The organism is Kitasatospora sp. NPDC057015 (assembly GCF_042673745.1).
Taxonomy (GTDB): domain Bacteria; phylum Actinomycetota; class Actinomycetes; order Streptomycetales; family Streptomycetaceae; genus Kitasatospora.
The window spans coordinates 76431-90553 of record NZ_JBHUSG010000033.1 but is presented as its reverse complement, the minus strand read 5'-3'; the positions used below and the strand labels follow the sequence as shown (position 1 = coordinate 90553).

Below are 14123 nucleotides of genomic sequence, written 5' to 3'. Positions count from 1 at the left end.
CATGGACGAGCAAGCACTGACCCTGACCCAGCTGCGGTTCCTGGCCTCCGCCGCCGGCACGGCGCCCTCACTGCACAACAGCCAGCCGTGGCGCTTCGTCCCCGTACCCGGCTCGCCCGCCGTGCGGGTGTACCTCGACCGCGAACGGGCCGTACCACTGACCGACCCGGACGGCCGGGCGCTGCACATCTCGGTGGGGGCGGCGCTGTTCAACCTGCGAGTCGCCGCGCTGCGGCTCGGACGGGACCCGGAGGTGCGGATCCTCCCCGACCCGGCCGAACCGGACCTGGCGGCCGAGATCGCTCTCTCCCGCCCAGCGCCGTCGGCGCCTGCGTTCGGGCCGGAGCTGTTCGAGGCGATCCGGCATCGCCACTCCAGCCGCCGGCCGTTCAGCAACCGCGACGTGCCCGAGGCCGTCCTCGGCGAGCTGACGGCGGCGGCCCTCGGCGAAGGGGCGGTGCTGTCCCCCCTGGAGGAGGACGGGGTGCGCCGTGTGCTCGCCCTCACCACCGACGCCGAGCGCCGCACCGGCGCCGACCTGGCGCGGATGGCCGAGACCCGCAGCTGGCTACGGCTGGAGGAACAGGCCGCGGACGGGATACCCGCGGCGGCGCTCGGCCCGCAGGACCGCGACGCCCGGGTGCCCATGCGCGGCTTCACCCGCCGGACGCTGCCCACGACGCCACCCGAACGCTTCGAGGCGCTGCCCCAGCTGGCCCTCCTCACCACCCACGGCGACGCACCCGCCGACTGGCTCCGCGCCGGCCAGGCCATGCAACGCGTCTGGCTGCTGGCGACGACCCACGGCCTGCGCGCCTCCGTCCTGCACCAGGCCGTCGAGTGGCCCGACACCCGCTGGGGCCTGCGGGACCCGGCCGAGGGGGTCGGCCACGTCCAGCTCGTGCTGCGTCTCGGCTACGGCCCGCCCGGACCCGACACCCCACGCCGCCCGGTCGACGAGACCCTCGACCTGACGGGTCACCGGGCCGCAGGTGCCGGCGGGGAGTCCTCGTGCTGACGCACCGCACCGTCCGGGACGTGATGACCCGCGATGTCGTCCGCGTCGCACCGGCGACGGGATTCCGCGCGATCGTCGAGCTTCTCCACGCGTACGGCATCACCGCCGTACCGGTCGTGGACGATGCCGACCGGCCGGTCGGCATCGTGTCAGAGGCGGACCTCCTGCGCACCCAGTCGGCCCAGGAGGACCCCACCGCTCTGCAACCGCCGCCGGCCGGAGGACCGGACAGGGCCGGGGCGGCCACCGCGCAGCAGTTGATGACCAGCCCCGCCGTCTGCGTCGCACCCGGTGCCACCGTGGTGGCCGCTGCCCGCCTGATGGCCGGCCGGCACATCAAGAGGCTGCCGGTGGTGGACGGGGAGGGCCGGCTCGTGGGCCTGGTGAGCCGCGGCGACCTCCTCAAGGCGTTCCTCCGGGACGACCGGGCCATCAGACAGGACATCGTCGAGGAGGTGCTCGGCCACGTGGCGGGCGTGAGCCCGGCAGCCGTCGGTGTGGAGGTCGCACAGGGCCGGGTCGTCCTGAGCGGCACCATCGAAGCGCCGCACCTCGTACCGATCGTGCTGCGTCTGTGCCGGTCCGTGGACGGCGTCGTGTCGGTCACCGACCGGACGGGGCGGACACCCGAGCCGATGACCCTCATCACCCATCCCGAGCAACACCGGAACGCGGAGGTCCGTCATGGGAACCACGCCTGAGAACGCACACCCCGTCGTCGTCGGCGTCGACGGATCGCCCTCCTCACGGGCGGCGCTCCGCTGGGCCCAGCGACAGGCACGGCTGGAGGACTGCTCGGTCGAAGCCGTCGCCGCCTGGGACCACCCGCCCATGAGCGGCTGGGGCCTGTCCGTCCCGGGGCCCGAGATCGAGGACGCGGCCAGGCTGGCTCTGGCCGACACCGTGAAGCGGGAGCAGGACCCCACCCTGCCCCCGGTCCGGCAGCGCACCGAGTGCGGCCACCCGGCGGACGTCCTGCTGCGGGCCGCCCGCGGGGCGCACCTCCTGGTGGTCGGGAGCAGGGGGCTGGGCGGCTTCACGGGGACGCTGCTCGGCTCCGTGAGCCGGCACTGCGTGGAACACGCGCCCTGCCCCGTCGTCGTGGTGCGCGGCACCGGCACCTGACCGGCCGAGGACATCGTGGACGGCCCGGTCGTCGTCGGATTCGACGGATCACGCAGAGGTGAGCGGTCGTGCAGGCAGTGATCGTGTACGAGAGTGTGTACGGCAACACCCGGACCGTCGCCGAGGCGATCGCCGAGGGTCTGCGGGGCGCCCGGCCCGACGCTGTGGTGCGGTGCGTCCCGGTGGCCGCGGCGGGACCGGAGCTGACCGGCAGCGCGGATCTCCTGGTGGTCGGCGGGCCCACCCACGTGTACGGGATGAGCTCAGGGCCGAGCCGCCGGATGGCCCGGCTCGCCGCCGCCGGGGCGCCCGCGGGGAACGCGCCGGATTCGCGCGGCCCGGGGCCCGACACAGGCCCCGGGCTGCGGACCTGGTTCCGATCGCTCCCGAAGCCCCGACCGGGCACCCGCGGGGCCGCCTTCGACACCCGTGCCGACATGCTGTTCAGCGGCGGAGCCGCCCACGGGATCGCCCACAGGCTGACCCACCACCACTACGACCTGGTGGCCGCCCCCGAAGGATTCGTCGTGGAGGGCACCGGCGGCGCGCTGCGCACGGGCGAGCGCGAGCGGGCCGCGGCGTGGGGAGCATCGCTGGCCTGATCACCTGCCAGGCCGCCGCCCAGGAGTCCACCTGTTCCCAGCCGCCCCGCCCGCGGTGCACGGCACCCTCGCATCACACCGCGAGCAGGCCGTGGCCGGCGAACACCGACCTGGCTGCTTCCAGTTGCTCAGCGCTCGGCGACGGCGTGCCTTCGAGCGGGAAGCGACTCCCTCGGGCCCGGTACTTGGCGGCGCCCAGCGTGTGGAAGGGCAGGACGTCCACCCGCGAGACGTTGCCGAGCGAGGCGGCGAACTGCGCGACGCCCTCCATGTTCGCCGGCCCGTCGGTCAGCCCGGGAACGAGCACGAAGCGGACCCACACCTCCTTGCCGAGGTCGGCCAGCCGGCGGGCGAAGTCCAGGGTGGGTTCCAGGTGTTGCCCCGTGAGGCGCAGGTAGAGCTCGCGGTCCCAGGACTTGACGTCGAGCAGGACGAGGTCGACGTCGGCCAGCAGCCGGTCGTCGGCCCGGGCGCCGAGGAAGCCGGAGGTGTCCAGCGCCGTGTGCAGCCCCAGCTCGTGCTTGAAGCGGTGGAACAGTTCGGCGCAGAAGGCGGGTTGGAGCAGTGGCTCGCCGCCGGTGAGGGTCGCGCCGCCGCCGGCCGCGTGGATGAAGGCGGCGTGCTTCGCGGCCTCGGCGACCACGGCGTCGACGCCGGTGCGGGTGCCCTCCAGCATCCGCCAGGTGTCCGGGTTGTGGCAGTAGAGGCAGGTCAACGGGCACCCGGCCAGGAAGACCACGAACCGGGTGCCCGGGCCGTCCACGCCGGTGGACACGTCCCAGGAGTGCACCGAGCCGGTGCGGGCCGGGGGCGGCCCGACCGGGATGGCGGTGCCGAGCGTGACAGCCATGGGAAGTCCTCCTGGGCCGGCTACAGCGAGCCGTGGAAGGTGCGGTTGACCACGTCGAGCTGCTGCTCACGGGTCAGCCGGACGAAGTTGACGGCGTAGCCGCTGACCCGGATGGTCAATTGCGGGTACTTCTCCGGGTGCTCCATCGCGTCCAGCAGCGTGGCGCGGTCGAGCACGTTGACGTTCATGTGGAATCCGCCCACCGCCGTGAAGCCGTCCAGCACCCCGGCCAGGTTGGCGATCCGCTCCTGCGGGGTGCGGCCGAGCGCCTCGGGGGTGACGGTGTTGGTCAGCGAGATGCCGTCCTGGGCGTGCTCGTACGGCAGCTTGGCGACCGACAACGCGCTGCTCACGTAGCCGTGCCGGTCCCGGCCGTTCATCGGGTTGGCGCCCGGCGAGAAGGGTTCGCCGGAGCGTCGTCCGTCGGGGGTGTTGCCGGTCTTCCTCCCGTAGACGACGTTGGAGGTGATGGTCAGGACGGACTGGGTGTGCTCGGCGCCCCGGTAGGTGGGGTGCCTGCGGACCTTCGCCATGAACCGCTCGACCAGCTGGACCGCGATCGAGTCCGCGCGGTCGTCGTTGTTCCCGTAGGCGGGGTACTCGCCGTCGATCAGGTAGTCGGTGGCCAGGCCCGTCGCGTCGCGCACCGGGGTGACCCGCGCGTACCGGATGGCGGCGAGGGAGTCGGCCGCGACCGCGAGGCCGGCGATCCCGCACGCCATGGTCCTGCGCACGTCGCGGTCGTGCAGGGCCATCTCCAGGCGCTCGTACGCGTACCTGTCGTGCATGTAGTGGATGACGTTCAGGGCGTGGACGTACGTCTCGGCCAGCCAGTCCATCTGCCGGTCGAGCTTCTCCATGACCTCCTGGTAGTCGAGGACCTCCGAGGTGAGCGCGCCACTGTCCGGGCCGACCCGGGCGCCGGACATCTCGTCCCGGCCGCCGTTGATCGCGTAGAGCAGCGTCTTGGCGAGGTTGACCCGGGCGCCGAAGAACTGCATCTGCCGACCGACCGCCATCGCCGACACGCAGCAGGCGATGGCGGTGTCGTCGCCGAACCGCGGGCGCATCAGCTCGTCCGACTCGTACTGGATGCTGGAGGTGTCGATCGACGCCTTCGCGCAGAAGTCCTTGAACCCACGCGGGAGTCGCGGTGACCAGAAGACCGTCATGTTCGGCTCGGGCGCCGGGCCCAGGTTGTACAGGGTCTGCAGGTAGCGGAACGAGGTACGGGTGACCAGCGGGCGGCCGTCCTCGCCGATGCCGCCGATCGACTCGGTGACCCAGGTCGGGTCGCCGGAGAACAGCTGGTCGTACTCCGGGGTGCGCAGGAAGCGGACGATCCGAAGCTTGACGACGAAGTCGTCGACCAGCTCCTGGGCGCCGCTCTCGGTCAAACGGCCCTCGGCGATGTCCCGTTGGAGGTAGACGTCGAGGAAGGTGGAGGTACGGCCGAGCGACATGGCCGCGCCGTTCTGCTCCTTGACGGCCGCCAGGTAGGCGAAGTACAGCCACTGGACGGCCTCCCGCCCGGTCCGCGCCGGGCCGGAGACGTCGTGACCGTAGGCGGAGGCCATCTCCTTGAGTTCGCTCAGGGCCCTGATCTGCTCGGCGAGCTCCTCCCGGGAGCGGATCACCTCCTCCAGTCGGCCGGGGTCCGCCGGTGCGGCGTCCAGTGCGGCCTTCTCCTCCCGCTTCGCCGCGATCAGCCGGTCCACCCCGTAGAGCGCGACCCGGCGGTAGTCGCCGATGATCCGGCCGCGGCCGTAGGCGTCCGGCAGTCCGGTGATGATCCCGGCCCGGCGGGCGGCCAGGATGTCGGGGGTGTAGGCGTCGAACACGCCCGCGTTGTGGGTCTTGCGGTAGGTGGTGAAGACGGTCGCCAGTTCGGCGGAGACCGGGTAGCCGTAGGTCTCCAGGGCTCCGGCCACCATCCGCCAGCCGCCGTTCGGCATGATCGCGCGCTTCAGCGGGGCGTCGGTCTGCAGGCCGACGATCAGCTCGCGGTCGCGGTCGATCCAGCCGGGGGCGTGCGCGGTGATGGTGGAGGGGATGTCGTGGGCGACGTCGTACACGCCCTTGGCCCGCTCCTCGGGGAAGCGGTCGGTGATCTTCTTCCAGACCGCCGTGGTGCGCTCGGTGGGGCCGGCCAGGAAGCCGCCGTCGCCCTCGTACGGGGTGTAGTTGTGCTGGATGAAGTCGCGGACGTCGATCGCGTCGCGCCACAGGCCGCCCTTGAATCCGGCCCAGGCACTGCGGCCGGTCGTCTCCGCCTGCTCGGTGGTCATGGTCGCTGTTCCCCTTTCGGTGCCCTCGGCACCTCGCTGGTCCGGCCGGCGGTTCGCGCGGCCGGGGGCGGCTCCGGATGCGGGGCCGCCGGTGCTCAGATCCGGTGGCCGTAGTAGGCCTGGCGCATCAGCTGCCGCATGTCGTCGAGCATCGGCATCCGGGGGTTGGCCGGGGCGCACTGGTCCTCGTAGGCGTTCATCACCTGCTGCGGAAGGGCCGCCAGGAAGGCCGCCTCGTCCACCCCCGCCTCCTTGAAGGAGCGGGGGATGCCGACCCGGTCGCGCAGTCCCTCGACGGCGCACGCCAGCGATTCGACGCCCTGCTCCGGGCTGTCGGCGGGCAGCCCGAGCGTCCGGGCGACGTCCTGGTAACGCTCGGGGGCGACGTAGCTCTGGTACTTGGGCCAGCCGGTGACCTTGGCCGGCGCCGCGCCGTTGTAGCGGATCACGTGCGGCAGGAGCAGGGCGTTGGTGCGGCCGTGGGCGATGTGGAAGGTGCCGCCCAGGGTGTGGGCCATGGCGTGGACGACGCCCAGGAAGGCGGAGCCGAAGGCCATGCCGGCGATGGTGCCGGCGTTGTGCATCTTCTCCCGGGCCACGGGATCGTTCGGCCCGTCCGTGACGGCCCGCTCCAGGTTCTCGAAGATCAGCCGGATGCCCTGGAGGGCCAGGCCGTCGGTGAAGTCGTTGGCGTAGACCGAGACATAGGTCTCGATGCAGTGGGTGAGGGCGTCGAAGCCGGTGTCCGCGGTGACCGCGGCCGGCAGGTGGGTGGTGAGCGCCGGGTCGCAGATGGCGACGCTCGGGGTGAGGGCGTAGTCGGCCAGCGGGTACTTCTGGCCGGTGGCGGTGTCCGTGATGACCGCGAACGGGGTGACCTCGCTGCCGGTGCCCGAAGTGGTCGGGATGCAGACCAGCTTGGCCTTCTCGCCGAGGTCGGGAAAGGTGAACGCGCGCTTGCGGATGTCGAAGAACTTCTCCTTCAGGTCGGCGAAGTCCACCTCCGGGTGCTCGTACATCAGCCACATCACCTTGGCGGCGTCCATCGGCGAGCCGCCGCCGAGCGCGATGATGGTGTCGGGCCGGAAGTCACGCATCAGTTCGGCGCCCCTGCGCACGGTGTCGATGCTCGGGTTGGGCTCGACGAAGTCGACCACCCTGACCTCTACCGGCTCGCGGCGCCGGTCCAGGATGCCGCGGATCCGCTCCAGATGGCCGACCTCCACCATGGTCCGGTCCGTGACGACGACGATCCGGTGGGCGTTCGGCATGCCGGCCAGGTACTTGACGGAGTTGCGCTCGAAGTAGATCTTCGGCGGGACCTTGAACCACTGCATGTTGGTGTTGCGCCGCCCGATCCGCTTGATGTTGACGAGGTTCAGCGCGGAGACGTTGCCGGCCACCGAGTTGTGGCCGTAGGAGCCGCAGCCGAGCGTGAGCGAGGGCACGAAGGCGTTGTAGACGTCGCCGATCCCGCCCTGGGAGCTGGGTGCGTTCCAGATGATCCGGCACGCCTTCACCGCGTGTCCGAACTCCTCGGCGAACGCCGCGTCCTCAGTGTGCACCGCCGCGGAGTGCCCGAGACCGTTGAACTCCACCATGGCCGCCGCGAGTTCGATGCCGCTTCGGCGTGAGCCGGCGGTCAGCACGGCCAGCACCGGGCACAGCTTCTCGCGCGTCAGCGGCTCGGAGGGGCCGACCCGCTCCGCCTCCACCAGGATGACGGAGGTGTCGGCGGGCACGGTGAACCCGGCGGCCTCGGCGATCCGCGCGGCGGAGCGGCCCACCACCGCGGCGTTCAGCCGGTCGCCCGCGCAGGAGTTCCCCTCTCCGGCGCCGAAGAGGTGGCGCTCCAGCAGAACCTTCTCCTCGCCGGTGGCGAGGTGGGCCTTCAGCCGACGGAACTCCGCGATCGCCGCGTCCCGGATCTCCGCGTCCAGGATGACGGCCTGCTCGGAGGCGCAGATCATGCCGTTGTCGAAGGACTTGGACAGCACGATGTCGTTGACCGCCCGCTTGAGGTCGGCGCTCTTCTCGATGTACGCGGGCACGTTGCCTGCGCCGACGCCGAGGGCGGGCTTGCCGCACGAGTAGGCGGCCCTGACCATCGCGTTGCCGCCGGTGGCGAGGATGGTGGCGACGTCCGGATGCTTCATCAGGGCCTCGGTGGCCGCCATCGACGGCTGCCCGATCCACTGGATGCAGTGCGCCGGAGCCCCGGCCGCCACCGCCGCGTCCCGCACGATCCGGGCCGCCTCGGCGGAGCAGTGCTGCGCCGCGGGGTGGAAGGCGAAGACGATCGGGTTGCGGGTCTTCAGCGCGAGCAGGCACTTGAAGATCGTGGTGGAGGTCGGGTTCGTCACCGGTGTGACGCCGGCAACCACGCCGACCGGCTCGGCGATCTCCACGATCCCGTCGATCTCGTCCCTCCGCACCACCCCGACCGTCTTCGTCCGGGCCATCACGTGGGTGACGTTCTCGCAGGCGAAGACGTTCTTGACCGCCTTGTCCTCGAACACCCCGCGCCCGGTCTCCTCCACCGCCAGCACCGCAAGTCCGGTGTGCTCGGCGATCGCCGCCAGGGAGGCCTTCCTGACGATGTGGTCGACCTGCTCCTGGGTGTAGGAGGCGTACTCCCGCAGTGCGGTCGTCGCGTCGGAGACCAGCCGATCCACAGCGGCCGCCGCGACAAGGGCCGACGGGGCGGGAACGGCGGGCTCGGTGACGGTTGGCACGATGACCGAACTCCGCGCGGGCTCGGCACTCTTCGCACGCTCGGCGCTCTTCGCGGTCAGCGGGCTGCGGGGCATGGTGAACCACCTTTCAGTTCGTCGTCCGGGGGCTCTTCCGGTCGTCCCGGCGCCTCGTCACACAGCTTTCCGTGACGGCGGCACGCCGGGCCCGGCCGGACGGGGCAGGCCTTCGGGCCGAAGGTCCCTTGTTCGCAGGGTGGTTGGTCCCGCCGGCACTGCGGCACGCGGTGGCCTTGGCCCGGCCGGCACCGAGCCGGCCCTGAACCGACCCCTCGCCCGGGCCCTCGGCCGACCGCGGCCACCGGCGGCCCTCTCAGTCGTGCGGCACCACGGCGACCGGGACGTGGGCGCGGTGGAGGACGGCATGGGCCACCGGCCCCAGGCGGGGCGCCGCCATGGGGTGCCCGGGCGCCCGCCGTCCCAGCACCACCAGGGACGCCCCGCGCGAGGCCTCCAGCAGCGCCTCGGCGGCGCCGCCGTCCACCACCTCGGCCCACGTGCGGACGTCGGGGAACTTCTCCCGCCAGCGCCCCAGCGCGTCCTGGAGGTGCACCAGCCGATCCGCCGTCAGCGACCGCGTGATCGCCTGCTGCTCCAGCGGAGCCTGTGTCCGGTAGGGGCCCGCGGGGGCCGTCCGGGCCTCCACCGCGCGCAGGACGCCCCCGCGGCGGGCCGCCTGGTCGAAGGCGAACGCGAGCACCGCGTCGCAGGGCCGGTCGCCCTGCACTCCCACCACGACTTCGCCCCGCTCACCGGCCGTTCCGCCGGCGCCGTCCCGGACCAGGACGACGGGGCACCGGGCGTGGGCCGCCGTCCGAAGCCCGACGGATCCGACCAGCAGGCCTGCGACGCCGCCGAGCCCCCGGGAGCCGAGGACGAGCAGGCCGTCCCGCTCCCCTGCGGCGGCCAGCGCATACGAAGGGGTTCCGGGGATCCGCTCGCAGGTGGTCTCCAGGTCCGGCAGCACGGCCGAGATCCGGTCGCTGATCTCGGTCACGGATCGGGGCAGCCGATCCACCGGCTGCCCCGCCCGGGCGAGGTCGCCGCCCTCCGCGTCCACCACGTGGACCATCCGCAGGGCCCGTCCGGTTCGACGGGCCTCCCGCGCCGCCCAGCCGGCGGCTGCCGCGCTCTGCGCCGATCCGTCGACTCCCACCACTACGGCGTGGTTCATGACCGTGTCCTCCATCGCCTCGACCGGCCGCGGCGGGGATGCGCGCGGCCGCTGTCCATCGACACACTCCTGCCGCGTCCTCGGCCCGGCCCAGGGGCCGGCCGGCCTCACCGCGGCCCCGAAGGTCCCGGTGTTCGAGCTCGGACGCCCGGCACCACGGCGACCGGGCAAGCCGCCTGGTGCGGGACGACACTGGCGACGGGGCCCAGTCGGCCCACCGTGGCGCCGGACCGTCGCCCGAGGATCAGCAGCTGGGCCGGGCCCCGGCCGAGGCCTCGACCAGCACCAGCCCCGGCGAGGCGAAGGCCGCGGCGCTCCTCATCCCGAAGGGACGCGGGTCCGCCTCTGCGGACGCCGACCTGGGTCGGCGGGTACGGCGCCGCTCCCTGCGGGCGCACGGGCGCGGTGCGACTGCGCCAGGGGCCCGCGCCGGCGTCACGCTCCCGGCCGGTCGTGCACAGGGCCGGCCGGGCCCAACACGCGGGCGGAGCCCGGGACCTGCGGCCCTGGGCCGGAGGCCGGCCGGCCCCTACCCGCCGCTGCCCCCAGCGGCGGAGGCTGGCGGAAGCTGGCAGAGCCTGCCATCCGGTACCGGTGCACCGCACAGCGCGGGCCCCGGTCTTCACCACCATCCGTCCCCCTCACAGCACTGGAGACCAATCCCCATGACCCAGTACCTGCTTGCCGGTGTCGACGGCTCCCCGCAGAGCACCGCAGCAGCCCGATGGGCCGCCGACGAGGCCGTCCGCCGCGGGATCCCCCTGCGGCTGGTCCACGCGCGGACCTGGCTCGACAACATCCACGCGGACCCGTCCCGGCCGACGGACGTGCGCGCCCTCACGCTGCGGATGCTCTCCGACGCCCGGAGGGAGGTCCTGCGCTCCCACCCGGAGTTGGAGGTGCACACCGAGCTGATCGGCGGCGGCGAGCCGGTCGACGAGCTGGCCGAGGCCGCCACCGCAGCGGAGTTGCTGGTCCTCGGCTCGCGGGGCCTCGGGGGATTCGCGGGGTTGCTGGTCGGCTCGGTCGGCCTCGCCGTCGCCGCCCGCTGCGAGGTGCCCACCGTGCTCGTCCGTGACATCGAGGTCGAACGCCCCGGGGATCCCGACGCACGGGAGGTCGTCCTCGGCGTCGACTCCCACTCTCCCTCCCCCGACGTCGTCGACTTCGCCTTCCACCAGGCCACCCGGCTCGGGGCCGTGCTTCGTGCCGTCCACGGCTGGACGCCACCGGCCGTCTGGGGGTACGCCGGGTGGGTACCCCCGCAGGCCGAGGCGGAGCAGTTCCGCGCGATCGAGAGCGAACTGCTCTCGGACGCCTTGACCGGCTGGCGGGAGAAGTACCCGGACGTCGTCGTGGTCGAGGACTGCCGCCTCGGCACCGGCTCCTCGGCCTTGGTGGACCTGTCCGCCGACGCCGCCCTCGTGGTGGTCGGACGGCGCCGACGCCCGCACCACGCGGGAATGCGGATCGGTCCGGTCGCCCACGCCGTCCTCCACCACGCACAGGCACCGGTCGCCGTCGTCCCGCACGACTGAGGAGCGGGTCGAGCGCGCCGGTCCTCCCGACGCGGCGTGGCGACAGCCTGGTGTGCGACCGCCACTCGTCCCGTGCGCCGCGGTCGCAGCATCCGCGGCGCCGTACAGCAGGGCGGTGGGTCGCGGGAGAGCCCCGGGACCCACCGCCTCCTGCGCTCCCGCGGCGAAACCTCGGCAGTCGGCAGCTGCACTTCGAGCCGGAGCATCCCACGGCGTCCGGGCGGCCACGGCCGGTCCGGGAGCGCGGCTTCGACCGGGGCCCTGCCCTGCCGGGCACGCAGAACGGGCGCGGGACCTGGGACGGCCCCACCCGTCTCAGGTCCCGCGCCCCTGGCCGGGCGTACCCCCACAGCCGCCCGGCCGGACCGGTGGCCGCTACCTCGCCGGGGTGATCAGCCCGAAGTGGCCGTCGTGGCGGTGGTACAGGACGTTGCCGCGGCCGGTGGCAACGTCGGTGAAGAAGAGGAACGGCAGGCCGGTGAGGTCGATACGCGCGACGGCCTCGGCCAGCGCGAGCTCCGGAACCCTGGCCGTGCTCACACTCAGGCCCCGCTCGGGCTCGGGTTCCGCCGGGCCCGCGCAGGCGAGGTGGAGGTCGCCGGTGCCCTCGTCCCGGTAGACCACGCTGTCGCGTCCGGCCCCGGCCTCGGTGAACAGGTGGAAGTCGTAGTCCATCGCCTCCATCTCCAGCACCGCGGCCCAGACCGCCTGGCGGGACAGACTGTAGGTCTTGTGCCGGACGATCCGCCGGTCCTCCGGCGCGCGGTGGCGGTGGTGCGGGCGGTGCCCGCGGCGCGCGGCGCCGTCCCAGGCCTCCGAGCCGGCCGGCGGAACCGCGTGGTGGCGGCGGAGGTCCGTGTGCTGCCGGATCCTGGCCAGCCGGGCGGCGAGCCGTTCCTGCACCAGGTCGACGGCCTCGCGCATGGTCGCGGCCGCGACATGGGCCCGGACGGGGAGGCCGTTGAGATCGATCACGACCTGGGCCAGGGCCGGCTTGAGGATCGCGTGGTTGGCCTCCTGGGTGAGCTTCACCCGGGCCGCGAGTACGGGCTCGTCGAGCCGCTCGATCACGGCCAGCACCTTTGCCCTGGCGTAGTCGGGCGCGCCGAGCGACACCTCCCCCCTGGTCTCCAACCGGATGTCGACGGGCGGGGTCTGCAGACGGATCATCAGAGATTCCTTCCTTCGTAGGGTCAGACTGCCGCGTGAGCGGTGGGTGTGCCGAGGGCCGAACGTCCCCACGGCCGGGCCTTGTGGCCCGAAGTCCCCGCCCGGGTGCGGGCGGACGGTGGTGCCGGTGGCACCGGGCATCGCGCCGCGGGCGTCACCGAGCGGGCCGAGGGCGGCCGGTGGCGGCGACGAACGACCGGCGTGCCTGAACCACCGACACGACCGGCCCCGACCCGGGCTGCCGACGCCACGTCAGTCGGACACAGGGCCGTCCGGCCCTACCGACTTCGCCGCGGCCGGGCCAGACTCTCCCCAGGTTTCCTCCACCCGTCGTGTCGACGGGCCCACGAGTGCGGAGATGTGATGGCGGACAGTGCGGCGGGCAGCGCGGGCGACCCGGTGAGGGTGTTCCTCCTCGATGATCACGAGGTCGTCCGCCGCGGCGTGCACGACCTCCTGGACGCCGAGCCCGACCTCACCGTGGTCGGCGAGGCGGCCACCGTCGAGCAGGCGATCGCCCGCGTCCCCGCACTGCGTCCGGACGTGGCCGTGCTGGACATGCGACTGCCGGACGGCGACGGCGTGACGGTCTGCCGGGAACTGCGCTCGCGGATGCCCGGCCTCGCCTGTCTGATGCTCACCTCCTTCGACGACGAGGAGGCCCTGCTCGACTCGATCATGGCGGGTGCCGCCGGCTACGTGCTCAAGCAGATCAGCGGCACCGACCTGGTCTCCGCCGTCCGCACGGTCGCGTCCGGGCAGTCGATGCTGGACCCCGGTGCGACCACCCGGCTGATGGCACGGCTTCGCGGCGACACCGGGCCGCAGGCCGCCTCGGCCTTCCCGGAGCTCACGGACCGGGAGCGGGAGATCCTCGCCCTGATCGGCGAGGGCCTGACGAATCGCCAGATCGGCGAGCGGCTCTACCTCGCCGAGAAGACCGTCAAGAACCACATCTCCCGGCTGCTGGCCAAGCTCGGCGTCGAGCGGCGTGTCCAGGCCGCCGTCATCGCCACCCAGGCCATGGCCGCCCACGACCACGCGACCGGGCACCACGCACGATGAGCAGGCCGGACCGGTGAGCACGACCGATTCACCCCCGGGGCCTCCCGGGGGTGAACGGGGGACCATCGGCCCCTCCCCCACGAGCCGCTCCGAGGCGACCATCGATGCCATGAAGCCGGATCAGATCCCCTCGGTCGAACACCCACCGCTGGACATGCGGCAGTGCCTGCGGCTGCTGGCCGCCACCCGGGTGGGCCGTGTCGTCTACACGGTCGGAGCCCTGCCGGCCGTCCTGCCCACCCGCTACCGCCTGGGCACCGACGGCAGCGTGCTGCTCTCCGCCGCCGCCGGGTCCGAGCTGGTCCGGGCCGTGTCCGGCGCCCTGGTGGCCTTCGAGGCGGGCGAGGTCAGCGAGTCGGACGGCAGCGGCTGGAGCGTCACCGTGCTCGGCCGGGCGGACGTCACCGAGGCGCCGGCGCCGCACGAGCCAAGCGTCCTGCGCCGCCCCGGCCAGGTGTCCATCCGGATCCACGCCGAACTGGTGACCGGACGCCTCCTGCCGGACGCCCGGGCCTGCCGAACGTGACAGGCGGGCGGGAC

General features: G+C 73.3%; 12 protein-coding genes. 7 read left to right on the top strand and 5 right to left on the bottom strand.

The window, feature by feature from the left end:
- Position 1 precedes the first annotated feature (1 nt).
- From ACFTWP_RS26895 to ACFTWP_RS26880, 4 genes are all read left to right on the top strand, one after another.
- Positions 2–1018, top strand: a complete 1017-nt coding sequence (locus ACFTWP_RS26895) for an Acg family FMN-binding oxidoreductase (protein ID WP_380267438.1) — start codon at positions 2–4, stop codon at positions 1016–1018.
- The gene (locus ACFTWP_RS26890) at positions 1012–1719 is read left to right on the top strand and encodes a CBS domain-containing protein (RefSeq protein WP_380267437.1); all 708 of its coding nucleotides are present in this window, start codon (positions 1012–1014) and stop codon (positions 1717–1719) included. Before ACFTWP_RS26895 ends, ACFTWP_RS26890 begins: the two co-directional genes overlap by 7 nt.
- Positions 1703–2143, top strand: coding sequence for a universal stress protein (locus ACFTWP_RS26885; protein WP_380267436.1), 441 nt, complete (start codon positions 1703–1705; stop codon positions 2141–2143). Before ACFTWP_RS26890 ends, ACFTWP_RS26885 begins: the two co-directional genes overlap by 17 nt.
- Positions 2144–2211: 68 nt before the next feature.
- Positions 2212–2745, top strand: a complete 534-nt coding sequence (locus ACFTWP_RS26880) for a flavodoxin family protein (protein ID WP_380267435.1) — start codon at positions 2212–2214, stop codon at positions 2743–2745.
- 73 nt (positions 2746–2818) lie between these two features.
- Here ACFTWP_RS26880 and pflA read toward each other — a convergent pair whose 3' ends face one another.
- The 4 genes from pflA to ACFTWP_RS26860 all read right to left on the bottom strand — a co-directional run bounded on the left by pflA (position 2819) and on the right by ACFTWP_RS26860 (position 9810).
- Entirely contained in the window at positions 2819–3595 is a 777-nt protein-coding gene (gene pflA, locus ACFTWP_RS26875; RefSeq protein ID WP_380267433.1) for a pyruvate formate-lyase-activating protein, read from the bottom strand.
- A gap of 20 nt (positions 3596–3615) precedes the next feature.
- Positions 3616–5883 carry a formate C-acetyltransferase gene (pflB, locus tag ACFTWP_RS26870; RefSeq protein ID WP_380267432.1) on the bottom strand — a complete coding sequence of 756 codons (2268 nt, stop codon included), beginning with the start codon at positions 5881–5883 and terminating at the stop codon, positions 3616–3618.
- 95 nt (positions 5884–5978) lie between these two features.
- Positions 5979–8693, bottom strand: coding sequence for a bifunctional acetaldehyde-CoA/alcohol dehydrogenase (gene adhE, locus ACFTWP_RS26865; RefSeq protein ID WP_380267431.1), 2715 nt, complete (start codon positions 8691–8693; stop codon positions 5979–5981).
- A gap of 256 nt (positions 8694–8949) precedes the next feature.
- Positions 8950–9810, bottom strand: a complete 861-nt coding sequence (locus ACFTWP_RS26860) for a universal stress protein (protein WP_380267430.1) — start codon at positions 9808–9810, stop codon at positions 8950–8952.
- Positions 9811–10475: 665 nt separating this feature from the next.
- Here ACFTWP_RS26860 and ACFTWP_RS26855 point away from each other — a divergent pair.
- Positions 10476–11348: a universal stress protein gene (locus ACFTWP_RS26855; RefSeq protein WP_380267429.1), complete on the top strand. Its 873-nt coding sequence runs from the start codon at positions 10476–10478 to the stop codon at positions 11346–11348.
- Positions 11349–11723: 375 nt separating this feature from the next.
- Here ACFTWP_RS26855 and ACFTWP_RS26850 read toward each other — a convergent pair whose 3' ends face one another.
- Positions 11724–12518, bottom strand: a complete 795-nt coding sequence (locus tag ACFTWP_RS26850; RefSeq protein ID WP_380267428.1) for an HPF/RaiA family ribosome-associated protein — start codon at positions 12516–12518, stop codon at positions 11724–11726.
- Between the two features lie 363 nt (positions 12519–12881).
- Here ACFTWP_RS26850 and ACFTWP_RS26845 point away from each other — a divergent pair, with 363 nt between their 5' ends.
- On the top strand, positions 12882–13583 hold the full coding sequence (locus tag ACFTWP_RS26845; RefSeq protein WP_380267427.1) for a response regulator: 702 nt from the start codon (positions 12882–12884) through the stop codon (positions 13581–13583).
- 109 nt (positions 13584–13692) lie between these two features.
- Positions 13693–14109, top strand: coding sequence for a pyridoxamine 5'-phosphate oxidase family protein (locus tag ACFTWP_RS26840; protein ID WP_380267426.1), 417 nt, complete (start codon positions 13693–13695; stop codon positions 14107–14109).
- Positions 14110–14123 lie beyond the last annotated feature (14 nt).